Consider the following 23,400-nt stretch of genomic DNA (forward strand, 5'->3'; position numbering starts at 1 on the left):
TGGCCGGCACGGGTGGCGCCCCGTTTCCGGTAAGGCCAAATTGAAGAACCTGCTTGCGACCCTGGACCAGCTCGGTGACTTCGACGAGATCGTCGACGTACGCACGCCGCTCGAATTCGCCGAGGACCACATTCCCGGTGCCACGAACGCGCCCGTGCTCAGCAACGAGGAGCGGGTGATCGTCGGCACGATGTACAAGCAGGTTTCGCCGTTCGACGCCACGCGCGTCGGCGCCGCGATGGTCGCGCGCAACATTGCCATGCATCTGGACACGATCTTCGCGGACCGGCCGCGCAACTGGCGCCCGCTCATCTACTGCTGGCGCGGCGGCAAGCGTTCGGGGTCCATGACGACGTGGTTCAACATGATCGGCTGGAAGGCGCGTCAGCTGGACGGCGGTTATAAAACGTGGCGACGCCACGTGCTGGACCAGCTCGAAGTGCTGCCGGGCCGCTACCGGTACGTGGCGCTCACGGGCCACACGGGCAGCGGCAAGACGCGCCTGCTGCAGGCGTTGCGGCTCGCGGGCGCGCAGGTGCTGGATCTCGAGCAGCTCGCGTGTCACCGCGGCTCGTTGCTCGGCGCGCTGCCGGGCCAGCCGCAGCCGTCGCAGAAGGCCTTCGAGACCTCGCTTGCCGGTACGCTCGAGCGCTTCGATGCGAGCCAGCCCGTGTTCGTCGAAGCCGAGAGCCGGCGCATCGGCACCGTCTCGCTGCCCGAGAACCTGCTGCGCGGCATCCACGGCGGCACCTGCATCGAAGTGCAGGCAACACGCGAGGACCGCGTCGCGTTCCTGTTGCAAGACTACGCGCACCTGTTCGACGCGCCGGAGCAGTTCAAGGCGCAGCTCGGCAAGCTCGTGGGGCTGCATAGCCACGAGCAGGTGCGGCACTGGCACGAACTGATCGACAGCGGCGCGCGCGCCGAGCTATTCGGCGAGCTGATCGAACGGCACTACGATCCGGCGTACCGGCGCAGCAGCCAGCAGCATTTTGGCAACCTCGCGCACGCGCTCTGTTTCGAGTTTCGGCCCAATGCCGTCGACAGCGTCGCGCAGGCGAGGGCGCTGCTCGACCGGCTGGGCGGCCACGAAGGTGCTGCGTCCGATGATGCATCGCAGGAGCGCGCGCATCATCCGGCTGCGCAGCCCTGAAGTACGGGCAGGCCGCGTAGCTTGTCCATAGAATTGCGAGGCGCGCGCGGTACAAGGCAACACAAGCAGCGCAAGTAGTACAGGCAATTGAAGCGCCCCGAGTTTTCAATCCGAATCACCCAACGACGATACCGATGAACACCACACGCCACACGCCAGCGCCACCCGCAATGGGATGGATGCTCTTTTTGCTGATTGCCGTCGCGGGCCTTTTCTACGTGAAGTGGTTCCCGTACTACCACCGCGCGTTCACAGCGGCGGAGACGCATTCCATCGGCAAGTCGATTCTGATGGGCACGGCTGCGAGCCCGCCCGCGCCGACGCTGCAGGCTGCGCTCGACTACGCCTGGGCATACGGCAAGGCCATCTGGCAAGCCATGGTGCTCGGTCTGCTGCTTGGCTCTGCCGTGCAGGCACTCGTGCCGGCGCAGTGGGTGGCGCGCATGCTGGGCCGCAACGGCTTCGGTAGCGTGGCGGCGGGCGGCTTGCTCGCTATCCCCGGCATGATGTGCACCTGCTGTGCCGCGCCCGTGGTGGCCGGTCTGCGCGCGCGTCAGGCTTCGCCGGGCGGCGCTATCGCGTTCTGGCTCGGCAATTCGGTGCTCAATCCGGCGACGCTGGTTTTTATGGGCTTCGTGCTGGGCTGGCATTGGACGGCACTGCGCCTCGTGCTCGGCGTGGCGCTCGTATTCGGACTCGGCTGGTTCCTGAACCGGCTCGTGACGCCGCAGGAATCGCGCTCAGCCGACGAACAACTGGCCCGGCTCGTGATGCAGCAGGCCGAAGGCAATATGTTTGCGCGATGGCTGCGCGTGCTCGGCCGCATGGCCGTGCGCCTCGTGCCCGAATACATCGTGCTGGTGCTGGTGCTGGGCGCCGTGCGTGCATGGCTCTTTCCGCACATCGGTCCGGAGATCGGCAACGGCCTCGGCTGGATCGTCGCTTTCGCAGTGGCCGGCATGCTGTTCGTGATTCCGACGGCGGGCGAGGTACCGATCATTCAGGCCATGCTGTCGCTCGGCATGGGTGTGGGGCCGGCCGGCGCGCTGCTGATGACGCTGCCGCCCGTGAGCGTGCCGTCGCTTGCGATGCTGGCGCGTTCGTTCCGCCCCCGAGTGCTCGCAATCGTCGCGCTGACCGTGGTGCTGTTCGGCGTCGCGGCTGGCCTCATCGCAACAGGGCTCGGCTTCTAACCGCGGCCGACGTGCCGGCCACCGGGCCGGTGAAGCGGTGTAGCATGCAACAACGGTGGGATATGCGGCGTACATGACTGGCTGCATGCGCGCCACCCGCCGCGCGCCGTGAGGGCGCGTGGCAGAAGCAAAGGAACCGGGGGCTCAGAATGGCGCAACAGAAAACGAATCCGAAACTCGAACAGGCGCTCACGCGCGGCGATCTGGCGATCCGCCAGGCCAATTCGGCACGCGCGACAGCGGTGCTGCGCGCGCTCGGCAAGATGATCGTGGAGGCATCGGCGACGATCGGCGTGGAAGCGCACACGTCGGTGCCGGACGGCGATCGCATTTACGATCCCGCGAACGGCTTGTGGCCGCAACAACTGTTGGTATCGCTCGACGGTCCGGTCGAGGAAACGGATCCTGAGGAACTGCGTGCGGTGCGTCTGCTCGCCGATACGGCGGCCACCGTGTTTCGCGTGGAATGGCATCGCGCAGACGGCAAGATGGGCCGTCAGGACGGCGGACCGTTCGCGACGGTCGCCTTCATTACCGACGTCGAGATTCCCTGGAGCGACGACGAGGACTGAATGTCTTGCTGAAAAGAGAGACGCCGCTACGGTAGCGGCGTCTCTGCTTCGATCGACGGCTCTTGACCGATGGCATTACGCGCACGCGGTAACGCCCATCACATCGTCTAGCGCATCATGCGCCGGCGGAACAACACCGCCGATATCGCAAACGTCACCACCACGTAAGCGGCCAGCACACCCACGTGCAACGCCGCGTTTTCCACCGGCCGGCCGAGCATGGCAGGCCGCACCAGCGCGACTGCGTGCGCGAGCGGCAGCAGCAGCGTCACCTGCTGCGCCGCTGCGGGCAACTGCGTGATGGGGAAGAACACGCCGGAAAGCAGCAGCATCGGCGTGAGCACCAGCGTCTGATAGAACATGAAGAAGTCGTACGAAGGCGCGAGGGCCGTCACGATCATCGCGAGGCTTGCAAACGCAAGGCCGGCGAGGGCAATGACAGGCAGCGCGAGCAGCATCGACGGAAAGCTCGCGTAGCCGAGCGCCGCGGCCACGATCATGATGGCCGTGCCGGAGAGCAGCGCCTTGCTCGCGGCCCACACAATCTCGCCGAGCACGACGTCGCCGAGCGTGAGCGGCGTGTGCATGATCGCTTCCCACGTGCGCTGCACGTGCATGCGCGAGAAGCTCGAGTACATCGACTCGAAGCTCGCCGACATCATCACGCTCGATCCCACCGTGCCGGCTGCGAGGAACGCGATGTACGAGACGCCGTCCACGTGCCCGACCATCAGGCCGAGCCCGAAGCCCAGCCCGAACAGATAGATCATCGGATCGGCCAGGTTGCCGAACATCGAGGCCAGCGCGAGCTTCTGCCAGACGAGGTAATTGCGCCGCCATACGGCGATCCAGTTCGTGGCGTTGGAGGGCAGCGCTGCAATGCGTTCTCGCATGGGGGCGGGCTGGCCGGGTGTGTCGTAGGTGCGTGCGTCCATGTCGTGCCGTTGGTTGGTCGCGTTCGTTCAGTCCTGCATCTCGCGCCCCGTGAGGCGCAGGAACACGTCTTCGAGATTGGCCGGCCGGTGTAGATAACGCAACTGCGGCCGGTTCTTGATCCGCTCGAGCGCGGCTTGCGGGTCGGTCACATAGCAGAAGAGCGTTTCGCCGCTGATCTCCGTGCGCGTGGCGAGCGGCGCGAGTTCGTCGCGCAGGGCAGCCGGGTCGGGACCATAAATCTCGATCACGTCGCAGCCGATCTCCGACTGGATCAGATCGTTGGGCGCGCCCTCGGCGATCTTGCGGCCTTCCTCGATCACGCACAGACGGTCGCAGAGTCGCTCGGCTTCTTCCATGAAGTGCGTGGTGAGCAGAATCGTCTTGCCGCGTGCGAGCAACGAGCGTAGTCGCTCCCAGATCAGATGACGCGCCTGTGGGTCGAGGCCGGTGGTGGGCTCGTCCATGATGAGCACGTCGGGATCGTTGACGAGCGCCCGCGCGAGGGTAAGCCGCCGGCGCATGCCGCCCGAGAGTTCGTTCACGCGGGCGTCGGCCTTGCTTTCGAGCCGCGCGAATTCGAGCAGCATGGGCACGAGCGCACGCGTGTGTGCGGCCGACAAACCGAAATAGCGGCCAAACACGAGCAGATTCTCGCGCACGGTGAAGTCGGGATCGAGATTGTCGAACTGCGGCACCACGCCGACCCGCGCGCGGGCAAAGCGTGCGCGCGAGGGTACCGGCTCTCCGCACAGGCGAATCGCGCCGGCGTTGGGCGACGAGATGCCGAGCAGCATCTTCAACGTAGTGGTCTTGCCCGCGCCGTTGGGGCCGAGCAGCCCGAAGCACTCGCCGGGACGGACATGGAACGACAGACCGTCGACTACCTTCTTCTCGCCGTAGCGTTTTTCTACCTGTTCGAATTCGATGGCGGCGGACATGGCGATTCGTGTTTGTGTACCAGGAAACCGCACCGGTCACGCAATGCACGGCGCGGTCCGGATGCGGGCAGGAGGGAGGCAAGGCGGCCTATTCTAGTGCATCGCTGCATTTGCGTTTGACCCGCAACGCCTGTCGCGGCAAGCATTTCCGCGCTGCGGCATCGCGCTGAAAATGGCCACGGGCAGGCTGCGGAGGGTTGCGCACACCTGGCGTTTTCCAGCCCTTGCAACCGGAATTGCGGCGCACCATGATGAAAGTACGTTCAAACCGCAGGGAAGGCGGATCGGAGAAACATCATGGCGAGCTACAAGAAAATCCTGCTGTGCTACGACGGCTCGCGCGAAGGCCGCAAGGCGCTGCGATGCGGCGCCGAACTGGCACTGGACCTGAAAGCGGAGACCCATCTGCTTTCAGTGGTCGACATGCGTTCCAGCATTGCCCAGAGCGCGGGACTCTTGACCGACGTGGCCTGCGGCCGCTTCGAAGAGACCGCGCGGCAAATTCTCCAGGAGGGCGTGGACTGGCTGACCGAGCACGGCGTGAAGGCACAGGGCCATTTCGCTTTTGGGCACCCTATCGACGAGATCGCGAATCTGGCCAACGAATTGCAGGCCGACCTCGTCGTGGTGGGGCACCGGTGCCGCACGGGCCTGTCGCGTTGGTGGATGGGAGCGGGCAACACTCAGCTGCTGGATCGTGTGTCGTGCAGCATTCTCGTTGCCTGTTCGTCTTCTGCCGAGGAGAAGCAGGAGGCTGCGGCCGCCTAGTCGGGGCGCGGGGCAGGAGCCGTCGACCGCGCGGAGCCAGACGGCTTACCCATTCAGATCCACGGCGGACAGCTTCCACGAGAAAAGGCCATCGCGACGCAGGATGGCGGCATACCGGGTGTCGCCGACGCCGTGCTGGTAGGTCACAACGAACTCGTTGAGGCTGCGGTATCCGGCGGTGGTCTGCGGTGGCTGAGGAGGGGGCGTTTGCGCCTGGGTAGGTGCCTGGGCGGGTGCCTGGGCAGGTGCCTGGTTAGGCGCTTGCGGAGTGGCAGGCACCGCGGGCGTCTGGCCAGTAGAGGGCGCGGTTGATGCGGTGCTGCCGGCCTCAGGGTTCGGCGTGCCGCCCGATGTACCCGCCGGCGGTGGCCGCTCGCCAGGCTGCCCGCGCGGCGGCATGCCATTGAGAATGGCCGCGACGCCATCGGGTGTGGCGTACGCATCCACCAGCGGACCGATCAGCGCAGCACCGATCATCGCGCCGATCACGGCGAACGGGTTGCCGTGCTTTTGCGCGTCGATGCGCCGCATCAGCAGTTCGGTGACCTGCTGTTTGAGACTCACGCGCAGGGCGGGATAGTCGACATAGGCGTTGACCGTCTCGGCGTCGCGCGCGTCCGCGGCACGTTTGAGCCGATCGAGCACGATGTAGGGCGACGCATAGGCGTAACCCAGCACTGCGACCATGAGCAACACGACGGCCGCGACGACGAGTCGCCGCGTAGCGTGCTTTGCCGGCTCGTTCACGCGCCCGCGCCCTGTTCGGCGATGCAATGGTCGATCATGCGGCACACGGCCTCGAACGTTCCCACCATGATGAGCCGGGAAGGTCCGTGATAGACGCGCACAGGGGCACGGCGCGCGGGCTCGCTGTGTACACCGGCGTTGAGCGAGACACGGGCGAACGCCGGTTGTGCCGATGGCAAGGCCGGCAGCGACTCCGCTTCGTTGCCGAAGAGCGGCGCGGTACGCGGTGCCGCTGCCGCGTCGATAGCGGAAGCAGCGGAAGCGACCGGAATGCAGGGTACCAGCGTGCGCAGGTGACGAAGGCGGCCGAACTGGCGGAAGGGCAGCAGGCGGGCAAGACGTTCCATGAATCTCTCCAGGCGGCGTTCAGATGTTCAGAATTCGGTCGGGCGGATCAGGCCGACCGCAATGCCTTCCAGTGCGAAATCTGCACTGCCGGCTTCCACAAAGATGTTTTCGTAGTCCGGGTTCTCGGCGATCAGCTCGATGCCGTTCGGCCGGCGCTTCAGGCGCTTCACCGTAACGTCGTCGCCCAGCCGCGCCACGATGATCTGGCCGTCTTTTGCCTCGGTGCGTTTTTGCACAGCGAGCAGATCGCCGTCGAAGATGCCCGCGTCGCGCATGGAAAGCCCGCGCACTTTCAACAGGTAGTCCGGCTTGCTCGAAAAGAGCGCGGGGTCGCAGGCGTAGTGCTGCGAAATATGTTCCTGCGCGAGGATCGGGCTGCCCGCCGCCACACGCCCGATGAGCGGTAGCGAAAGCTGCATGAGGCTGGAGTGCGGCAACGTGAACTGATGCGGCATGTCGTCGACGCCCGGCAGCAGGCGAATGCCGCGCGACGCACCCGCCGCCAGTTCGATCACCCCTTTGCGCGCCAGTGCCCGAAGATGCTCCTCCGCCGAGTTCGCCGAGCTGAACCCGAGTTCTGCGGCGATTTCAGCGCGCGTGGGCGGGAACCCCGTGCGCTCGATGGCCCGGCGAATCAGATCGAAAACCTGCTGCTGTCGTGCGGTGAGTTTGGTCATGGCGCCACTGTATGGATAGACAGGTGACTGTATTTTTATACAGTATCCGGCACTTTTCAAGCGTTACTTGAAGTTCGCGCGGCGAGCCTTCGCCGTAACGCCGGATTGCGCCGTTATCGCAGCCGAAAAAACGCCGGAGCGCCCCATCCCGCCGTCGTTACCACTTTTCCGTATTAAAAAATGAAGAAGGATTATTTTTAATCATGAAGGGGTCTCATTAGACTGGTTCGCATCACTTCGAAGCGCCGGCCACGCAACGCACGGGCCGCCACGCCACGACACGACACAAGCGCAGACGCAAGGCACAAGCGCAAAGCCAACACGACACAAAACGGAGCAGGCAGATGCAAAACCACACAACGGGGTTCGCCAGGGCAAGCGGTTCCGGGCCGGCGGCGGCACAGGTGGCACAGGCGGCGCAGGCGGCAAAGCGCCAGGCAAAACACTGGATCGCCGCCCTCGGCCTCGGACTTGCCGCAGCGCTGGGCGCACCGGGTGCCGTCACGACGGCGCACGCGGACACCACGCTGCTCAACGTCTCTTACGACCCCACGCGCGAGTTGTACCAGGACGTCAATCAGGCGTTCGCGAAGGAGTGGAAGGCGAAGACCGGCGAGACGGTGACCTTCAGGCAGTCGCACGGTGGGTCGGGTGCACAGGCGCGTTCGGTGATCGACGGGCTTCAGGCCGACGTCGTGACTCTCGCGCTCGCCTACGACATCGACGCGATTGCGAACAAGGGGTTCATCGACAAGGGCTGGCAGAAGCGCCTGCCCGACAACGCCTCGCCGTACACCTCGACCATCGTGTTCCTCGTGCGCAAGGGCAATCCGAAGCACATCAAGGACTGGGACGATCTCGTGAAGCCGGGCGTGTCTATCGTCACGCCGAACCCGAAGACCTCGGGTGGGGCGCGCTGGAACTATCTGGCGGCCTGGGCCTACGCGCTGCACCAACCGGGCGGCAACGAGCAGAAGGCGAAGGACTTCATCGCGAAGCTGTATCACAACGCAGGTGTGCTCGATTCCGGCGCCCGCGGCGCGACGACGAGCTTCGTGCAGCGCGGCATCGGCGACGTCCTGATCGCCTGGGAAAACGAAGCATTCCTGTCGCTCAAGGAATTCGGCCCGGAGAAGTTCGAGATCGTGGTGCCTTCGGTGAGCATCCTCGCCGAGCCGCCCGTCGCGGTGGTGGACAAGGTCGTGGATCGGCACGGTACGCGCAAGGTCGCCGAGGCTTACCTGAACTTCCTCTATAGCGAAGAGGGTCAGGAAATTGCGGCGCGCAACTTCTACCGACCGCGTTCGACGAAGGTGCCCGCCGAACTCACGCAGAAGTTTCCGAAGCTGAAGCTCTATACCGTGGACGACACCTTCGGCGGCTGGACGAACGCGCAGAAGACGCACTTTGCCGATGGCGGCGTATTCGATTCGATCTATCAGCCCCAGTAACGGCGGTGGCTGGAGCAGCACGGCGGGAGCAGCACAGCAGCACAGCAGCGCGGCGCCGAAGAGCAGTCCCGCGGCATCACCAACGCGTATCACGATAAAAGCGACCGGCAGAGCGCAGCGACGGGAACGGCAGCAGGGCGCGGGCATCATCGTCCGCGTGCGCGGCCGGCCTCGTCGGCTGCATGACCGGACGTCGATGTAACCCTGAAGCAACCCTGACAGAGCATTGGCATGACGACGTTCACCTTCCGCAAACCGGCGGCGTTGCCCGGTTTTGGCGTGACGCTCGGTATTACGGTGGCGTATCTGAGCCTCGTGGTGCTGATCCCGCTCGCCGCCACGTTTCTCAAGACGGCCACGCTCGACTGGGCGCAGTTCGTGCGCGCGGTCACCTCGCCGCGTGTGCTCGCCTCGTACCGGCTCACATTCTTCGCCGCGCTGGGCGGGGCCATGATCAACGCCGTGTTCGGGTTTCTCGTCGCATGGGTGCTCGTGCGCTACACGTTCCCGGCGAAGCGCGTCGTCGATGCGGTGGTCGATCTGCCGTTTGCGCTGCCCACCTCGGTGGCGGGCATTTCGCTTGCCGCCATTTACGCGGGCAATGGCTGGATCGGCCAGTTCCTCGCGCCGCTCGGCATCAAGATCGCGTTCACGCCGCTCGGCGTGCTGGTCGCGCTCACGTTCATCGGGCTGCCGTTCGTCGTGCGCACCGTGCAGCCGGTGCTCGAAGACTTCGAGCGCGAGCAGGAGGAAGCGGCGGCGTGCCTCGGTGCCTCGCGCTGGCTTACCTTCCGGCGCGTGGTGTTGCCCGCGGTGCTCCCCGCGCTGTTGACGGGCTTTGCGCTTGCGTTCGCACGCGCGCTCGGCGAGTACGGCTCGGTGATTTTCATTGCGGGCAACGTGCCGATGAAGTCCGAGATCACGTCGCTGCTCATCATCACCAAGCTCGAGCAGTACGACTATGCCGGCGCGACGGCGCTCGCGGTCGTGATGCTCGTGGTGTCGTTCCTCATGCTGCTGCTCATCAATTCGCTGCAGTGGTATCTGCAGCGGCGCACGAGTCGCAGTGCGTCGGCTGCATCGGCGGGGCCGGGCGCGATACCGGCGCTGGGCACTGCATCGCCCGCGACGGGAGGTGCGCAATGAGCGGCAACCGTAGAGCGGCGTGCGCCGTGAGCGCCGCCGGCGGCGCCGCAACCGAGCTGGGCGGCACGACCGGCGTGGGCGCGCGTCGGCCAGACCCTGTCACCGAATCGCGCTTCGTGCGCTGGAGCCTCACCGCAGTCGCGCTCGCTTTTCTCGCGCTCTTTCTCGCCGTGCCGCTCGCGGCGGTTTTCTACGAGGCGCTGCGCAAGGGCGTAGGTGTCTACTTCGAATCGCTCGCCGACCCGGACGCGCTTGCCGCCATCCGCCTCACGCTCACCACGGCCGTCATCGCGGTGCCGCTCAATCTCGCGTTCGGACTGGCGGCGTCGTGGGCCATCGCGAAATTCGAATTCAAGGGCAAGGCGCTGCTCACTACGCTGATCGACCTGCCGTTCTCGGTTTCGCCCGTCATTTCCGGGCTCATCTACGTGCTGATGTTCGGCGCGCAAGGCTGGTTCGGTCCGTGGCTGCAAGCCCACGACGTGCAGATCATTTTCGCGGTGCCGGGCATCGTGCTCGCCACGATCTTCGTGACGTTCCCGTTCGTCGCGCGCGAGCTGATTCCGCTCATGCAGGCGCAAGGCAACGACGAGGAAGAAGCCGCGCACGTGCTGGGCGCCTCGGGCTGGCAGATCTTTCGCCGCGTCACGCTGCCGAACATCCGCTGGGGGCTTCTGTATGGCGTGATTCTGTGCAACGCGCGGGCGATGGGCGAGTTCGGCGCCGTCTCCGTGGTGTCGGGACACATTCGCGGACAGACCGACACCATGCCGCTGCACGTGGAAATTCTCTACAACGAGTACAACTTCGCGGCGGCGTTCGCAGTGGCTTCGCTGCTGGCGTTGCTCGCGCTCGTCACGCTCGGCCTCAAGCTGCTTGCGGAGCGGCACATGTCGGCCGAGCAGGAGACGGCGCGCGGCGCGGTGCATGCCGGCGCCGCTGCGCTCGCGGGCACCATCGGAGCCGCGTCGAAGGAAACCGCAGCCGCACCGCGCGTGGCGCTGGCGCGCCCGGTTCATCATGGAGAGCAGTAAATGGGCATCATCGTTCGCAACCTGCAAAAGCGTTTCGGCGACTTCACCGCGCTCGACAACGTCTCCCTCGACTTTCCGCCCGGCGAACTCGTCGCGCTGCTGGGGCCTTCCGGCTGTGGCAAGACGACCTTGCTGCGCGTGATTGCGGGCCTCGAATTTGCCGACGCAGGGCAGGTTGTGCTGCAAGGTCAGGACGTGGCTGCCGTGGGCGCGCGCGAGCGGCAAGTCGGCTTCGTGTTTCAGCACTACGCGCTCTTTCGGCACATGACGGTGTTCGAGAACGTCGCGTTTGGTCTGCGCGTGAAGCCGCGCAAGGAACGACCTGCGGAAGCCGTGATCCGCGAGAAGGTGCACGAACTGCTGAAGCTCGTGCAGCTAGACTGGCTGGCGCAGCGCTATCCGTCGGAGCTGTCGGGTGGTCAGCGGCAGCGCATCGCGCTGGCGCGGGCGCTTGCGGTGGAGCCCAAGGTGCTGCTGCTCGACGAGCCGTTCGGCGCGCTCGATGCGAAAGTGCGCAAGGAACTGCGCAGCTGGCTGCGGCGCCTGCACGACGATCTGCACATCTCGACGCTCTTCGTTACGCACGACCAGGAGGAGGCGCTCGAAGTGGCAGACCGCATCGTCGTGCTCAATCACGGCCGTGTTGAGCAGGTGGGCAGCCCGCAGGAGGTGTACGACCATCCGCGCACGCCGTTCGTCTACGAATTCTTGGGCGCGGCGAACCGGCTGCGCGGCAGCGTGGACGGCGGCGGTTTCGTGGCGGAAGGGGCGGTGCAGCCGATCGGCATCGACGCCGCGTTCGAAGGGCCCGCGTATGCGTACGTGCGTCCGCACGATCTCGTGCTTTATCCGCAAGGGGCCGCGCGCGCCGACGGCATCGTCGTGGATGTGAGGCGCGTCGTGCCGCTCGGCGGATCGGTGCGGGTGGAACTCGCCGCACGCGAAGGCAGCGTGCTCGAAGCCGAACTCGACCGCGAAACGTGGCGCGAGCTGCGCCTTGCCGTGGGCGACGGCGCGACCGTCGTGCCGCGCGCGTTGCGCGTGTTTCCGGCTGTTTGAGCCGGTCCGGGTCCGTCCGAACCCATTACTATTTCACTCTGGCAGAACCGGAGACACAGATGAATTTTCAGCAATTGCGCTTCGTGCGCGAGGCCGTACGCCAGAACATGAATCTCACCGAGGTGGCCAATGTGCTGTACACCTCGCAGTCGGGCGTCTCGAAGCAGATCAAGGATCTGGAAGACGAACTCGGCGTGGACATCTTCATTCGCCGCGGCAAGCGGCTCACGGGCCTCACGGAGCCCGGCAAGGCGGTGCACCAGCTGATCGAGCGCATGCTGCTCGACGCCGAGAACCTGCGCCGCGTTGCACGCCAGTTCGCCGACCAGGACAGCGGCCACCTGGTCGTCGCCACCACGCACACACAGGCGCGCTATGCGTTGCCGAAGGTCGTGCATCGCTTCCGCGAAGTGTTCCCGAAGGTGCATCTCGCGCTGCGCCAGGGCAGTCCGCAGCAGATCGCGCAGATGATCATCAGCGGCGAGGCGGATCTCGGCATTTCCACCGAGGCGTTGGACCGCTTTCCCGACATCGTGACGTTCCCGTGCTACTCGTGGCATCACGTCGTCGTGGTGCCGAAGGATCACCCGCTCGTGGGCCGGCCGAACCTCTCGCTCGAAGAGGTGGCGGAGTATCCGATCATCACCTACGACCAGGACTTCACGGGCCGCTCGCACATCGACCAGGCCTTCGCGAAGGCGGGCGCGCTGCCCGACGTGGTGCTCACCGCCATCGACGCCGACGTGATCAAGACCTACGTCGAGCTTGGCATGGGGATCGGCGTGGTGGCGGCGATGGCGTACGACCCGAAGCGCGATACCGGGCTCGTTGCGCTCGACAGCGAGCATCTGTTCGAGGCGAGTACGACGCGCGTGGGCCTGCGCAAGGGCGCGTTCCTGCGCCAGTACGCGTACCGGCTTATCGAGATGTTCGCGCCGCATCTGACCGAAGCGCAGATCGCGAGCCAGTTGCGCGAGGCGGGCTGATGCGGGCGGATTGACGGGCGTGCAATGGCGGCGGCGCGGTTCGCTTGCCGCTCCTGCCGCGCCTGGCGCGCCTGGTGTTACGCGCGAGGCGGTTGCAGTGACTCGATTGCTGGACCGCTGCACCGCTGCACCGCCTATGGCCGCGAATCGCCCGCTCGCGTTCGCTTACAATCGCGGCCATGAATACACCTCTCACTTCCCCATCCGCGGCCGCTCGCGCGCTGCCGCGCATCGCGGTGCTCGCCACGGGCGGCACCATCGCCGGGGCTGCGCCGGACGCGGCCAATACCGCGGGCTATCAGGCCGGCGTGGTCGGCGTCGATCAATTGCTCGCGGCGGTGCCGGCGCTCTCGTCGGTGGCGCGCATTCAGGCCGAACAGCTCGCGAGCATCGACAGCAAAGACATGGCGCCCGCGCTCTGGACCACGCTCGCCGAACGCGTGAACGCGCTCCTTGCCAGCGCCGACGTGGACGGCATCGTGATCACGCACGGCACCGATACGCTCGAAGAAACGGCCTACCTGCTGCATCTCACCGTGAAGAGTGCGAAGCCCGTGGTGCTGACCGCTGCGATGCGTCCGTCGTCCGCGTTGTCGGCCGACGGTCCGCTGAACCTGCTCAACGCCGTGACCGTGGCGGCGAGCGAGAAGGCGCACGGGCAGGGCGTGTTGCTCGCCTTCAACAACCGCATTCACAGCGCGCGCGACGTGGTGAAGACGAGCACCTACGCCGTGGACGCGTTCCAGTCGCCCGAGATCGGCGCGCTCGGCTGGGTGCAGGACGGGCGTGTGGAGTTCCAGCGCAGCGTGGTGCGCGCGCATACGACGGCGACGCCGTTTGCCGTCGGCGCGCCGTGGCCGCAGGTGGAAATTCTGGCGAGCTATGCAGGCGTCTCGCGCCTGGCCGTCGACGCACTGGTTGCCGCGGGCGTGCGCGGCCTTGTCGTGGCGGGAACGGGCAATGGCTCGATCCACGCCACCTTGCAGCAGGCGTTAGCCGAAGCGGCGGCGCGCGGCGTGGCCGTGGTGCGCTCGTCGCGCGTGGGCTCCGGACACGTCATGCGCAACGGCGCCGCGCCCGACGACGCAATGGGTTTCGTCAGCGCAGGCACGCTCAATCCCTACAAGGCGCGCGTGCTGCTGATGCTGGCGCTTGCCTCGGGCGCGACTGACAGCGCGGCGCTACAGCGCGTGTTCGATACGTACTGATTGCCGCCCGATTGCGGCCCGATTACCGCTTGATTGCCGCTTGATCACGAGGGCGTTGACGGTATCCGCGCCGGCGGGCGGCTTCGTTTCTTCACTTCGATACGACAGGAATCCGACAGCCGGACACCCGGCGACGACGTCTGACCGACCAAGGCTTCCCCGCCTTCGCCGGGCGCCGCTGCGGACCCCACTGGCCGCCCTCAGCCCAGGGCGGCCCCGATGGCTCCTTCCCGCGCACTTCTATGCACGAGCCGGAGCGCCCCACCTGCAACCGTCGCCGCGTGAGGCGACGGTCGTCTGTCGATGGACGGGCAACGTACGAGACGCCGCCGCCCGCGCAACACATGCAGCCTTGCTCAGGCAGCCTTGGCTTGCTCATCGGGCGCTTGCGCGACCTCGAAGTTGGCCATGATTTCGAGCGCGCGCACCATCGCCGAATGGTCCCAGCCCTTGCCGCCGTTCGCGGCGCACACGCTGAAAAGCTGCTGCGCGCTCGCGGTGTGCGGCAGCGCGATGCCGAGCTTGCGCGCGCCGTCGAGCGCGAGGTTCAGGTCCTTCTGGTGCAGCTCGATGCGAAAGCCCGGGTTGAAGGTGCGCTTCGTCATGCGCTCGCCATGCACTTCGAGAATGCGCGACGACGCAAAGCCGCCCATCAGCGCACGACGCACGCGCTCAGGGTCTGCGCCCGAGCGCGCCGCGAACAATAGCGCTTCGGCCACGGCCTCGATGTTGAGCGCCACGATGATCTGGTTGGCCACCTTGCAGGTTTGCCCCGCGCCGTTGTCGCCGATGAGCGAGACGTTCTTACCCATCAGGTCGAAGAGCGGCTTTGCCTGATCGAAGGCCTTTTGCGGGCCGCCCACCATGATCGTGAGCGTTGCGTCGCGTGCGCCGATCTCGCCGCCTGACACCGGCGCATCGAGATAGTCGCAGCCCAGCGCGTTGATGCGCTTCGCGAAGGCCTGCGTTTCGAGCGGCGAAATGGAGCTCATGTCGATCACGAGCTTGCCGGCCGTAAGACCCTTCGCGACGCCGTCGTCGGCGAAGAGCACGTTCGCCACGTCCGGCGTGTCGGGCACCATGGCAATCACGATGTCCGCGGCTTGCGCGACGGCGGTCGAGTTTTCAACCACGGTCGTTTTCGCGCGCAGATCGTCGGGCACGGGGTAGGCGCCGTTCACGAACAGCGTGTGTCCGCCCTTGATGAGATTGCGTGCCATGTGCGCGCCCATGATGCCGAGTCCGATGAATCCGATCTTTGCCATGTGTGTCGTTCTCCGATGAATGAATGTCGGTATGGGTTCGTTGAGGCGAGCGTGTGACGGGCCGCCTCAGGCGGCCACGCGCGTTTGACCGGCGCGCTGCAGCCAGCCGAGCCCTTCCACCGTGGTGGTGCGCGGCTTGTACTCGCAGCCCACATAGCCGGTGTAGCCGAGCGAATCGAGCAGGTCGAACAGGAACGGGTAATGGATCTCGCCCGTGCCCGGCTCGTGGCGACCGGGGTTATCGGCTAGCTGAATGTGCGCGATCTGCGGCAGGTGTTTCGTGATGGTCGCGGCGAGTTCGCCTTCCATGCGCTGCATGTGATAGATGTCGTATTGCAGAAACAGGTTGTCCGAGCCGACTGCGCGAATCACGTCGAGCGCCTCGGCCGAACGGTTGAGCGCGAAGCCCGGAATGTCGTAGCTGTTGCATGGTTCCACCAGCAGCTTGATGCCCGCCTTCTTGAGTTCGCCCGCGGCGTAGCGCAGGTTTTCGACGATCGTTGCCCGCGCGGTGTCGCGATCCACGTCGGGCGTCGGAATGCCCACGAGGCAGTTCAGCTGCGGCACGCGCAACGCCTTTGCGTATTCGACCGCGCGGCCCACGCCTTCCTGGAACTCGGCAACGCGATGCGGCAGGCACGCGATGCCGCGCTCGCCGGCCTCCCAGTTGCCGGCCGGCAGGTTGTGCAGCACGAGACGCAGGCCGTGCTGCTCGAGCCGCGCGGCGAGCTCGGCCGCGCTGTACGGGTAAGGGAACAGGAATTCGACGGCATCGAAGCCCGCTTGCGCGGCCGCGGCAAAACGGTCGAGGAACGGCACTTCATTGAACAGCATCGTGAGATTGGCTGCGAATTTGGGCATGGTGCGTGGTCCAGTGGTCGGTCAGAAAGCAGGAGGAAAGCGGATCAGGACAGCACGCCGATCGACGTCGGCGCGTCTTCGGGCTTTTCGGCAAGCGCTTCGAACTCGTTGATCGCATCGATTTCGGTACCCATCGAGATGTTCGTCACGCGCTCCAGCATCACCTCGACGATCACGGGCACGTTGAACTCGCCGAGCATCGACTGCGCACGACGCAGGGCCGGCGCGATGTCTTCGGGCTTGAAGACGCGCAGCGCCTTGCAGCCGAGCCCTTCGGCGACGGCAACGTGATCCACGCCGTAGCCGTTCATCTCGGGTGCGTTGATGTTCTCGAAGCCGAGCTGCACGCAGTAGTCCATGTCGAACGCGCGCTGCGCCTGGCGAATCAGGCCCAGATACGAGTTGTTCACCACGACGTGCACGTACGGCAGCTTGAACTGCGCGCCCACCGCGAGTTCTTCGATCAGGAACTGGAAGTCGTAGTCGCCGGACAGCGCGACGATGGGCCGGGCCGGGTCCGCCGCGCGCACGCCGAGCGCGGCGGGAATCGTCCAGCCGAGCGGGCCGGCCTGGCCGCAGTTGATCCAGTTGCGCGCCTTGAAGACGTGAAGGAATTGCGCGGCCGCAATCTGCGAGAGGCCGATCGTGCTCACGTAGCAGGTGTCGCGGCCGAACACGCGGTTCATTTCCTCGTAGACGCGCTGCGGCTTCACCGGCGTGTTCTCGAAATGCGTGCGACGCAGCAGCGTGCGCTTGCGTTCGAGACATTCGGCGGCCCAGGCGCTGCGGTCCTTGAGCTTGCCGGCCGCCTTCCATTCTTTCGCCACGTCGACGAAGAGTTCGAGCGCGGCCAACGCGTCCGACACGATGCCGAGGTCCGGCCCGAACACGCGGCCAATCTGCGTGGGTTCGATATCGACGTGCACGAATTTGCGGCCCTTCGTATAGACCTCGACGCTGCCGGTGTGGCGGTTCGCCCAGCGGTTGCCGATGCCGAGCACGAAGTCCGAGGCGAGCAGCGTCGCGTTGCCGTAGCGGTGCGAGGTCTGCAGACCGACCATGCCGGCCATGAGCGGATGGTCATCGGGAATCGCGCCCCACGACATCAGCGTGGGGATCACCGGTACGCCCAGCGTTTCGGCGAACGCGACGAGCAGGTCTTCGGCGGCCGCGTTGATGACGCCGCCGCCCGAGACGATCAGCGGACGCTCGGCGTCGTTGAGCATCGTGAGCGCGGCTTCGATCTGATGGCGCGTGGCGCGCGGCTTGTAGACGGGCAGCGGCTCGTACGTGTCGATGTCGAACTCGATTTCGGCCAGTTGCACGTCGATCGGCAGGTCGACCAGCACCGGGCCGGGGCGGCCTGAGCGCATCAGGTGAAAAGCCTGCTGGAACACGCGCGGCACAAGCGCCGGTTCGCGCACCGTAACCGCCCATTTGGTGACGGGCTTGGCGATGGATTCGATGTCGACGGCCTGGAAGTCTTCCTTGTAGAGCCGCGCGCGCGGCGCCTGGCCCGTGATGGCGAGAATCGGGATCGAATCCGCCGAGGCCGAATAGAGGCCCGTGATCATGTCCGTGCCCGCGGGCCCCGACGTGCCGATGCACACGCCGATGTTGCCGGGCGCCGCGCGCGTGTAGCCCTCGGCCATGTGGGAAGCGCCTTCCACATGGCGCGCGAGCACGTGGCTGATGCCGCCCGCCTTCTTCATCGCGGAGTAGAGCGGGTTGATGGCGGCGCCGGGCACGCCGAACGCAGTGTCGATCCCTTCTTTTTCGAGCACCAGAACGGCGGCGTCGATGGCTCTCATCCTAGTCATGCGTGTCTCCTGGAGTTCTCAAGATCTGCGAAAGCGGATGGCGCGAATCGCGCGATGGATCACGGGAAGCGCCTGTCGAGAGTCACTTTAGGGGTGCATCAAAGGTTTGATAAGATCAGTGCTGGTCGTTTAATACGAAACAAAAAGTATCGAATGGCGGCGGCTGGTCGAGCCGGCCGCCGCTCAGGAGACGAACATGGACCGCTTCAAGCAGATCGAGACGTTCGTGCGCGTGGCCGAGGCCGGGAGCCTTGCGGCAGCGGCGCTCGAGGAAGGCGTGTCGCCGGTGATCCTCGGGCGGCGTATCGACGCGCTCGAAAAGCGCCTCGGCGTGAAGCTGATGTATCGCTCCACGCGGCGGCTCGTGGTGAGCGAGGAGGGCGCCGCGTTCCTCGAACGCTGCCGCGGGTTGCTCGCCGAATGGGAGCAGGCGGAAAACGAACTGGCGGCCGGCCGGCGCGCGGTGAACGGCCATCTGATCGTCTCGGCGCCCGCGGCTTTCGGGCGCAAGCATGTGGCGCCGCTCGCGCCGGCGTTTCTCGCCGACAAGCCCGGGCTGCAGATTTCCTTCAACCTGACCGACCGCGTGGTGGACCTCGTGCGCGAGGGCTACGACCTGTCGATTCGCATCGGCGGGGCGGTGGATCCGAATTTCGTTGCCGTGAAGCTGGCGTCGAACCGGCGCGTGGTTTGCGGCACGCCGGGATACTTCAGCCGCCACGGCCGGCCGAAGACGCTCGAAGACCTGCCGCGCCACAACTGCCTCGCGTTCAACCTGCAGGGCGGCCAGAACCGCGGCTGGTATTTCCGCCGCAACGGCAAGCTCGTCACCGTGCGGGTGGGCGGCACGCTCGACTGCAACGACGGGGAGCTGCTGCATCGCTGGGTGTCCGAGGGGCTTGGCCTCGGCTGGCGGTCCACCTGGGAAGTCGAGGAACAGCTCGCAAGCGGTCAGCTGGAGACCGTGCTCGACGAGTTCGCGCTGCCCGACTACGACATCCTCGCGGTGTACCCGCAGCAGCGTTACGTGCCTGCCCGGGTGCGCTATTTCATCGATTACCTGAAGGACGTCTACGCCCAGCCAGGGTATTGGCGGGGGGCCGCAGCCGCCGGGCCCGGGAATAAACTCGCGGTGTGACCGGTATTGCCGGGTGAAGCGTGGTGCGGATCAGGAGCGACGGGGTGAGGCCGGCGCCGTGAGCCGCGCACGCACGGCGAAACGATGAGCGACCGGAGGGCCGGGGTGGCGCAAACCTTGGACGAGGACAGGCAAGGCGGCGACGTGCACGGCACGGCGGGCGAGGCAGCGCGCGGGGCAGACGTCGGCGGTGACGGCGCTGGCGGTAGTGCGGGCGGTAGTGCTGGCGGTAGTGCGGGTGATACCGGCGCGGCATATGGCGAGGCTGAGCCGACCGCGTTGCACCGTATGGACCGCTCGCCGGACGACGCCTGCTCTGGTGCCCAGGCTGCCGCACGCAGCTTGCGCTTCCAGCAGCTCGCGCTGCCGCATCTGGACGCGGCCTACAACCTTGCGCGCTGGCTCTGCGGCAATCCGAGCGATGCCGAAGACGTCGTCCAGGAAGCCTGCGTGCGCGCGTTTCGCTTCTTCGACACCTTTCATGGCGACAGCGCGCGGCCGTGGCTGCTCACCATCGTGCGCCGCACCTGGTACACCGAGTGGCGGCGCCGCGCCAACACGCACGAAGTCGCGCCCTTCGACGACAACGACGGTAACGACGGCGAGATCGCCCTCGACGGCTGGAGCGTGAGTGGTCTCGATCCCGAGGCGTTGCTGATTCGCGAGGAAGACGCCCGGCGCGTGCACGCGGCCCTCGAACAGTTGCCGCCCGAATTTCGCGAGGTGCTGGTGCTGCGCGAAATGGAGGATATGAGTTACCGCGAGATCGCGGCGATTGCCGATCTGCCGGTCGGCACCGTGATGTCGCGCCTTGCCCGCGCCCGGCGCAAGCTCGCCGCGCTGCTCAGCGGCGCGCCGGGACGGCCGCCGCAGGGGAAGCCAGCGCCGCAGGCAGGCGGCCTCGCAGCGAAGCCCGCCCGTCCGGGCGGCGACGCCGCGCGGCGGGCCCATCCAGACAACACCGCATCGGAGGCCTTCGATGGAATGTAAGGAAGTGCGTCCGCTGCTCGATGCGGATCTCGATCGTGAACTGCCGGCGCTCGAAGCGCTGCGTGTGCAGCAACACGTCGATGGCTGTGCGGCGTGCCGTGAAGCACGCGATGCGCTCGCGGCGCTGGCCAGTACGGTGAGGCGTGGAGGGCACTATTACCGGGCGCCCGAGGCGCTGAGGGCGCGAATCGTCGCGATGCTGCCGGGGGAGGCTCACGCGCAGACACGCGTCCCCATGTCTGCCGCCGTGGCGGAAGCGGACGAGCAGCGCGAACGGCGTGTCGAGCGCGACGGACGGTCCGCATCGGGCGGGCATGAGGATAACGGTGCGAGGGCGGGCGGCGAAGCGGGCTACGGGGACGCGGGCGTCGGTGGCGGCGCAAGCAACGGTGTGAACAACGGTGTGAACGACGGTGTAAACAACGGCGCCAGCCATGATGGCAGCGGCGTGGGCGCTGCCGTGGTGGGCGGAGCCGGCAATGGCGCACGCGCTCGCCCGCCTTCGCGCGGCCCATTGTCATGGCTCGCTGACGCGTTCCGACCCTCCGACGCCGCGGGCGCACGAGCCGGACGGGGAGGTGTGGCCGCCGGAGCAGGCGCAGCGGGCTGGTCGAGCGCCGGGGCCGCGGCTGCTGCGTCGCGCGGGAGCCTGCTCGCCGGCGTGGGACTCCTGCTCGTGGCCGCGGTCGCGACGACGGTGCTGCTGGTCCGCCGGCCGGCCGAGAGCGGTCTTTTCGTGAACGAACTCGTCGCGAGCCACGTGCGGGCGGAGCTTTCCGGACGGGACATCGACGTGGTCTCCACGGACCAGCACACCGTCAAACCCTGGTTCAACGGGCGGCTCGACTATGCCCCGCCGGTGGAAGATCTTGCGGCCAGCGGTTTCGCGCTCACGGGCGGACGGCTCGACTACGTGGGGCATCGGCGTGTCGCAGTGCTGATCTATCGTTACCGCAAGCATGTAATCGACGTCTACGTGCTGCCCACGTCCGAGGCGGCGAAGCGCGGCGAGAGCGCGCCGCTCGCGACGCTGTCGGACGGCTATGCCGTGCGCCGCTGGCAGGCGGCCGGCATGACGTGGTGGGCGGTGAGCGACGCCGAATCGTCCGTGCTGGCCGGCTTCCAGGCGGTGCTTGCTGCGCGGCTGGGCGGCGGCGCGTGAGGTGGCCCCGCGTGTGAGGTAGCCCCGCGTGAGGTGGCCGCGGGCCGCGTAGTGGCCGTGCGAGGACCGCTTGGGGCGGCTGAAATCACATCACCATGGCTGCTTTTGAGCCCAGCCCGTCCTGCTCGCCCTGTCCGCCCCTCAAGTCCTTGAAAATACGGCCGAATCTCGCGCCCGATTCACCGCAATCCTTGCGTGTCCCAGCCATTCGGGTTACACTCTTCGGCTTCTCACTTGCCACACCGGTTCCGACGCCCGGGTGGCTTCTATCCACAAGGAGTGTGTATGCGTCATTACGAAATCGTCTTCATCGTGCACCCGGACCAGAGCGAACAGGTGCCCGCGATGATCGAGCGGTACAAGTCCATGGTCACGTCGCACAGCGGCCAGGTCCATCGTATCGAAGACTGGGGCCGTCGCCAGCTGGCCTACATGATCGAGAAACTCGCGAAGGCTCACTACGTCTGCATGAACATCGAATGCGACCAGCCCACGCTGGACGAGCTGGAACACGCGTTCAAGTTCAACGACGCCGTGCTGCGCCACCTCATCGTCAAGATGAAGAAGGCTGAAACCGGCCCGTCGCCGATGATGAAGGAAGTGCAGCGCGAAGAAGCCCGCAAGGCGGCTGCCCAGCCTTCCGAAGCGCAGGCTTAAGAGAGCACAAGCCATCAGGGAAGCGTTTCGCTCACGCTCACGGCCCACGTGAACCGGCTGCAGCTCACGGCAACCATCGTTGAACGCGAACCGGTGCGGTACACCCCGGCCGGCGTTCCGATCGCAAGCTGTACGTTGCAGCACCACGCCGAAGTCGTCGAAGCCGGTGTCTCCCGGCAGATCGAGCTGACGATGCCGGCCGTTGCGGCCGGCGAAGCGAGCGGCAAGCTGGAAAGCTGCGAGATGGGCGTCGAAGCGCTCTTCACCGGTTTTCTGGCGAAGAAAAGCCGCAACGCGCGAACCCTGGTGTTTCACATCACAGAACTGCAGTACACAGGAAAGGACTGAACATGGCCCGCCCGACTGGCAAGAAATTCGACAAGCGTCGTCAGCAACAAAACCCGCTCTTCAAGCGCAAGAAGTTCTGCCGTTTCACGGCAGCTGGCGTCGAGCAGATCGACTACAAGGACATCGAAACGCTGAAGGACTTCATCGGCGAAAACGGCAAGATCACGCCGGCGCGTCTCACGGGTACCAAGGCGCACTACCAGCGCCAGCTCGACACGGCGATCAAGCGCGCGCGTTTCCTCGCGCTGATGCCGTACACCGACCAGCACAAGGCTTAACCCGAACGACGACGCAACAAGGAGCATCCGAATGCAAATCATTCTTCTGGAAAAGGTCGTCAATCTGGGTAACCTGGGCGACATCGTTAAGGTCAAGGACGGTTACGCACGTAACTTCCTGATCCCGCAAAAGCAGGCTCGTCGTGCCACGAAGGAAGCGATCGCCGAATTCGAAGTGCGTCGCGCCGAACTCGAGAAGGTCGCCGCTGAAAAGCTGGCAGCCGCTCAGGCACAAGGCGAGAAGCTGGCTGGCCTGACCGTGCAGATCGCGCAGAAGGCAGGCGTGGACGGCCGTCTGTTCGGCTCGGTCACGAACGCCGATATCGCCGAGGCGCTCAAGAAGCAAGGCTTCGAAGTCGAGAAGGCGCAGGTTCGCCTGCCGGAAGGTCCGCTGAAGATGGTCGGCGACCACCCGGTGCAAGTCGCGCTGCACACGGACGTCGTAGTCGACGTCACCGTGTCGGTGCTCGGCGAGCACGTCTAAAGACGGCGGCGGCCGGCCGCGGGCGTTTTGCTTCGCAAGACCGGTTGTCAGCATCGCAGCACACGAAGGCAGGAGCCGTTATTCGGCTCCTGCCTTTTTTCTTCTCCGCTTTTTTTCGTTTATCTTCGGCCGCTGCCGCGCTCTGCCCGCCGCTGTCGCACTTCGCTGGGACGGCGCTCGT

Annotated in this window: 25 protein-coding genes; 17 read left to right on the forward strand and 8 right to left on the reverse strand. The window is 66.1% G+C overall.

Features of this window, described 5'->3' with window-relative positions; translation table 11 throughout:
* Positions 1–40: 40 nt before the first annotated feature.
* From mnmH to PXJ20_RS16190, 3 genes are all read left to right on the forward strand, one after another.
* Positions 41–1,153, forward strand: a complete 1,113-nt coding sequence (gene mnmH / locus PXJ20_RS16180; protein ID WP_421029375.1) for a tRNA 2-selenouridine(34) synthase MnmH — start codon at positions 41–43, stop codon at positions 1,151–1,153.
* A 134-nt stretch (positions 1,154–1,287) separates the two neighbouring features.
* The gene (locus PXJ20_RS16185; protein ID WP_026121833.1) at positions 1,288–2,346 is read left to right on the forward strand and encodes a permease; all 1,059 of its coding nucleotides are present in this window, start codon (positions 1,288–1,290) and stop codon (positions 2,344–2,346) included.
* A 149-nt stretch (positions 2,347–2,495) separates the two neighbouring features.
* Entirely contained in the window at positions 2,496–2,918 is a 423-nt protein-coding gene (locus PXJ20_RS16190) for a hypothetical protein (RefSeq protein ID WP_017776717.1), read from the forward strand.
* A 107-nt stretch (positions 2,919–3,025) separates the two neighbouring features.
* Here the strand turns inward: PXJ20_RS16190 and PXJ20_RS16195 are convergent, their stop codons facing one another.
* Together PXJ20_RS16195 and nodI are read right to left on the reverse strand one after the other, a co-directional pair.
* The gene (locus tag PXJ20_RS16195) at positions 3,026–3,853 is read right to left on the reverse strand and encodes an ABC transporter permease (protein ID WP_017776718.1); all 828 of its coding nucleotides are present in this window, start codon (positions 3,851–3,853) and stop codon (positions 3,026–3,028) included.
* Positions 3,854–3,880: 27 nt separating this feature from the next.
* Positions 3,881–4,792, reverse strand: coding sequence for a nodulation factor ABC transporter ATP-binding protein NodI (gene nodI, locus PXJ20_RS16200; protein ID WP_199539944.1), 912 nt, complete (start codon positions 4,790–4,792; stop codon positions 3,881–3,883).
* A gap of 297 nt (positions 4,793–5,089) precedes the next feature.
* On the opposite strand from nodI, the gene PXJ20_RS16205 reads away from it, so the two are divergent.
* Positions 5,090–5,560, forward strand: coding sequence for a universal stress protein (locus PXJ20_RS16205; protein WP_126877379.1), 471 nt, complete (start codon positions 5,090–5,092; stop codon positions 5,558–5,560).
* 45 nt (positions 5,561–5,605) lie between these two features.
* On the opposite strand, the gene PXJ20_RS16210 is transcribed toward PXJ20_RS16205, so the two are convergent.
* The 3 genes from PXJ20_RS16210 to lexA are packed head-to-tail and all read right to left on the reverse strand — an operon-like array spanning position 5,606 to position 7,332.
* The gene (locus PXJ20_RS16210) at positions 5,606–6,247 is read right to left on the reverse strand and encodes a DUF2939 domain-containing protein (RefSeq protein WP_421030919.1); all 642 of its coding nucleotides are present in this window, start codon (positions 6,245–6,247) and stop codon (positions 5,606–5,608) included.
* Positions 6,248–6,303: 56 nt separating this feature from the next.
* The gene (locus tag PXJ20_RS16215) at positions 6,304–6,654 is read right to left on the reverse strand and encodes a hypothetical protein (protein ID WP_413211924.1); all 351 of its coding nucleotides are present in this window, start codon (positions 6,652–6,654) and stop codon (positions 6,304–6,306) included.
* Between the two features lie 27 nt (positions 6,655–6,681).
* Entirely contained in the window at positions 6,682–7,332 is a 651-nt protein-coding gene (gene lexA, locus PXJ20_RS16220) for a transcriptional repressor LexA (protein WP_026121834.1), read from the reverse strand.
* A 344-nt stretch (positions 7,333–7,676) separates the two neighbouring features.
* Between lexA and PXJ20_RS16225 the strand changes: the two genes are divergently transcribed.
* From PXJ20_RS16225 to PXJ20_RS16250, 6 genes are all read left to right on the forward strand, one after another.
* Positions 7,677–8,783 (forward strand): sulfate ABC transporter substrate-binding protein, encoded by a 1,107-nt coding sequence (locus PXJ20_RS16225; protein WP_017776723.1) that lies wholly within the window; start codon positions 7,677–7,679, stop codon positions 8,781–8,783.
* 231 nt (positions 8,784–9,014) lie between these two features.
* A complete protein-coding gene (gene cysT / locus PXJ20_RS16230) occupies positions 9,015–9,929 on the forward strand; it encodes a sulfate ABC transporter permease subunit CysT (protein WP_277596265.1) in 915 nt (304 codons plus the stop codon).
* Positions 9,926–10,963, forward strand: coding sequence for a sulfate ABC transporter permease subunit CysW (gene cysW, locus PXJ20_RS16235; RefSeq protein WP_421029374.1), 1,038 nt, complete (start codon positions 9,926–9,928; stop codon positions 10,961–10,963). Before cysT ends, cysW begins: the two co-directional genes overlap by 4 nt.
* The gene (locus PXJ20_RS16240) at positions 10,964–12,022 is read left to right on the forward strand and encodes a sulfate/molybdate ABC transporter ATP-binding protein (RefSeq protein ID WP_126877375.1); all 1,059 of its coding nucleotides are present in this window, start codon (positions 10,964–10,966) and stop codon (positions 12,020–12,022) included.
* 59 nt (positions 12,023–12,081) lie between these two features.
* The gene (locus tag PXJ20_RS16245; RefSeq protein ID WP_017776727.1) at positions 12,082–13,008 is read left to right on the forward strand and encodes a CysB family HTH-type transcriptional regulator; all 927 of its coding nucleotides are present in this window, start codon (positions 12,082–12,084) and stop codon (positions 13,006–13,008) included.
* Between the two features lie 179 nt (positions 13,009–13,187).
* Positions 13,188–14,216, forward strand: coding sequence for an asparaginase (locus PXJ20_RS16250; protein WP_421029373.1), 1,029 nt, complete (start codon positions 13,188–13,190; stop codon positions 14,214–14,216).
* 356 nt (positions 14,217–14,572) lie between these two features.
* Here PXJ20_RS16250 and PXJ20_RS16255 read toward each other — a convergent pair whose 3' ends face one another.
* The 3 genes from PXJ20_RS16255 to gcl form a co-directional block, all read right to left on the reverse strand.
* Complete coding sequence (locus tag PXJ20_RS16255) at positions 14,573–15,481, reverse strand: 2-hydroxy-3-oxopropionate reductase (RefSeq protein ID WP_199539949.1); 909 nt, start codon at positions 15,479–15,481, stop codon at positions 14,573–14,575.
* Positions 15,482–15,547: 66 nt separating this feature from the next.
* Positions 15,548–16,342, reverse strand: a complete 795-nt coding sequence (gene hyi, locus PXJ20_RS16260; RefSeq protein ID WP_421029372.1) for a hydroxypyruvate isomerase — start codon at positions 16,340–16,342, stop codon at positions 15,548–15,550.
* Between the two features lie 44 nt (positions 16,343–16,386).
* Positions 16,387–18,162: a glyoxylate carboligase gene (gene gcl / locus PXJ20_RS16265; protein ID WP_026121836.1), complete on the reverse strand. Its 1,776-nt coding sequence runs from the start codon at positions 18,160–18,162 to the stop codon at positions 16,387–16,389.
* Positions 18,163–18,358: 196 nt separating this feature from the next.
* On the opposite strand from gcl, the gene PXJ20_RS16270 reads away from it, so the two are divergent.
* From PXJ20_RS16270 to rplI, 7 genes are all read left to right on the forward strand, one after another.
* Complete coding sequence (locus tag PXJ20_RS16270; RefSeq protein ID WP_413211917.1) at positions 18,359–19,300, forward strand: substrate binding domain-containing protein; 942 nt, start codon at positions 18,359–18,361, stop codon at positions 19,298–19,300.
* Between the two features lie 288 nt (positions 19,301–19,588).
* Positions 19,589–20,290, forward strand: a complete 702-nt coding sequence (locus PXJ20_RS16275) for an RNA polymerase sigma factor (RefSeq protein ID WP_421030918.1) — start codon at positions 19,589–19,591, stop codon at positions 20,288–20,290.
* Positions 20,280–21,452 carry a zf-HC2 domain-containing protein gene (locus tag PXJ20_RS16280; RefSeq protein ID WP_421029371.1) on the forward strand — a complete coding sequence of 391 codons (1,173 nt, stop codon included), beginning with the start codon at positions 20,280–20,282 and terminating at the stop codon, positions 21,450–21,452. Before PXJ20_RS16275 ends, PXJ20_RS16280 begins: the two co-directional genes overlap by 11 nt.
* Before the next feature lie 285 nt (positions 21,453–21,737).
* On the forward strand, positions 21,738–22,109 hold the full coding sequence (rpsF, locus tag PXJ20_RS16285) for a 30S ribosomal protein S6 (RefSeq protein ID WP_017776736.1): 372 nt from the start codon (positions 21,738–21,740) through the stop codon (positions 22,107–22,109).
* Between the two features lie 48 nt (positions 22,110–22,157).
* Positions 22,158–22,457, forward strand: a complete 300-nt coding sequence (gene priB / locus PXJ20_RS16290) for a primosomal replication protein N (protein WP_017776737.1) — start codon at positions 22,158–22,160, stop codon at positions 22,455–22,457.
* Positions 22,458–22,459: 2 nt separating this feature from the next.
* Positions 22,460–22,735: a 30S ribosomal protein S18 gene (rpsR, locus tag PXJ20_RS16295; RefSeq protein ID WP_017776738.1), complete on the forward strand. Its 276-nt coding sequence runs from the start codon at positions 22,460–22,462 to the stop codon at positions 22,733–22,735.
* A gap of 31 nt (positions 22,736–22,766) precedes the next feature.
* Positions 22,767–23,219 (forward strand): 50S ribosomal protein L9, encoded by a 453-nt coding sequence (gene rplI / locus PXJ20_RS16300; protein WP_017776739.1) that lies wholly within the window; start codon positions 22,767–22,769, stop codon positions 23,217–23,219.
* The last annotated feature ends 181 nt before the right edge of the window (positions 23,220–23,400 follow it).

This window comes from Paraburkholderia sp. A1RI_3L, from assembly GCF_048957895.1.
Classification (GTDB): Bacteria; Pseudomonadota; Gammaproteobacteria; order Burkholderiales; family Burkholderiaceae; genus Paraburkholderia; species Paraburkholderia kururiensis.

What these genes read in the sequence shown, in the direction of transcription:
- PXJ20_RS16185 (WP_026121833.1), top strand. Translation starts at nt 1,288, where the DNA reads ATGAACACCACACGCCACACGCCAGCGCCACCCGCAATGGGATGGATG.
- PXJ20_RS16190 (WP_017776717.1), top strand. Translation starts at nt 2,496, where the DNA reads ATGGCGCAACAGAAAACGAATCCGAAACTCGAACAGGCGCTCACGCGC.
- PXJ20_RS16195 (WP_017776718.1), bottom strand. Translation starts at nt 3,853, where the DNA reads ATGGACGCACGCACCTACGACACACCCGGCCAGCCCGCCCCCATGCGA.
- nodI (WP_199539944.1), bottom strand. Translation starts at nt 4,792, where the DNA reads ATGTCCGCCGCCATCGAATTCGAACAGGTAGAAAAACGCTACGGCGAG.
- PXJ20_RS16205 (WP_126877379.1), top strand. Translation starts at nt 5,090, where the DNA reads ATGGCGAGCTACAAGAAAATCCTGCTGTGCTACGACGGCTCGCGCGAA.
- PXJ20_RS16210 (WP_421030919.1), bottom strand. Translation starts at nt 6,247, where the DNA reads ATGGTCGCAGTGCTGGGTTACGCCTATGCGTCGCCCTACATCGTGCTC.
- PXJ20_RS16215 (WP_413211924.1), bottom strand. Translation starts at nt 6,654, where the DNA reads ATGGAACGTCTTGCCCGCCTGCTGCCCTTCCGCCAGTTCGGCCGCCTT.
- lexA (WP_026121834.1), bottom strand. Translation starts at nt 7,332, where the DNA reads ATGACCAAACTCACCGCACGACAGCAGCAGGTTTTCGATCTGATTCGC.
- PXJ20_RS16225 (WP_017776723.1), top strand. Translation starts at nt 7,677, where the DNA reads ATGCAAAACCACACAACGGGGTTCGCCAGGGCAAGCGGTTCCGGGCCG.
- cysT (WP_277596265.1), top strand. Translation starts at nt 9,015, where the DNA reads ATGACGACGTTCACCTTCCGCAAACCGGCGGCGTTGCCCGGTTTTGGC.
- cysW (WP_421029374.1), top strand. Translation starts at nt 9,926, where the DNA reads ATGAGCGGCAACCGTAGAGCGGCGTGCGCCGTGAGCGCCGCCGGCGGC.
- PXJ20_RS16240 (WP_126877375.1), top strand. Translation starts at nt 10,964, where the DNA reads ATGGGCATCATCGTTCGCAACCTGCAAAAGCGTTTCGGCGACTTCACC.
- PXJ20_RS16245 (WP_017776727.1), top strand. Translation starts at nt 12,082, where the DNA reads ATGAATTTTCAGCAATTGCGCTTCGTGCGCGAGGCCGTACGCCAGAAC.
- PXJ20_RS16250 (WP_421029373.1), top strand. Translation starts at nt 13,188, where the DNA reads ATGAATACACCTCTCACTTCCCCATCCGCGGCCGCTCGCGCGCTGCCG.
- PXJ20_RS16255 (WP_199539949.1), bottom strand. Translation starts at nt 15,481, where the DNA reads ATGGCAAAGATCGGATTCATCGGACTCGGCATCATGGGCGCGCACATG.
- hyi (WP_421029372.1), bottom strand. Translation starts at nt 16,342, where the DNA reads ATGCCCAAATTCGCAGCCAATCTCACGATGCTGTTCAATGAAGTGCCG.
- gcl (WP_026121836.1), bottom strand. Translation starts at nt 18,162, where the DNA reads ATGACTAGGATGAGAGCCATCGACGCCGCCGTTCTGGTGCTCGAAAAA.
- PXJ20_RS16270 (WP_413211917.1), top strand. Translation starts at nt 18,359, where the DNA reads ATGGACCGCTTCAAGCAGATCGAGACGTTCGTGCGCGTGGCCGAGGCC.
- PXJ20_RS16275 (WP_421030918.1), top strand. Translation starts at nt 19,589, where the DNA reads ATGGACCGCTCGCCGGACGACGCCTGCTCTGGTGCCCAGGCTGCCGCA.
- PXJ20_RS16280 (WP_421029371.1), top strand. Translation starts at nt 20,280, where the DNA reads ATGGAATGTAAGGAAGTGCGTCCGCTGCTCGATGCGGATCTCGATCGT.
- rpsF (WP_017776736.1), top strand. Translation starts at nt 21,738, where the DNA reads ATGCGTCATTACGAAATCGTCTTCATCGTGCACCCGGACCAGAGCGAA.
- rpsR (WP_017776738.1), top strand. Translation starts at nt 22,460, where the DNA reads ATGGCCCGCCCGACTGGCAAGAAATTCGACAAGCGTCGTCAGCAACAA.
- rplI (WP_017776739.1), top strand. Translation starts at nt 22,767, where the DNA reads ATGCAAATCATTCTTCTGGAAAAGGTCGTCAATCTGGGTAACCTGGGC.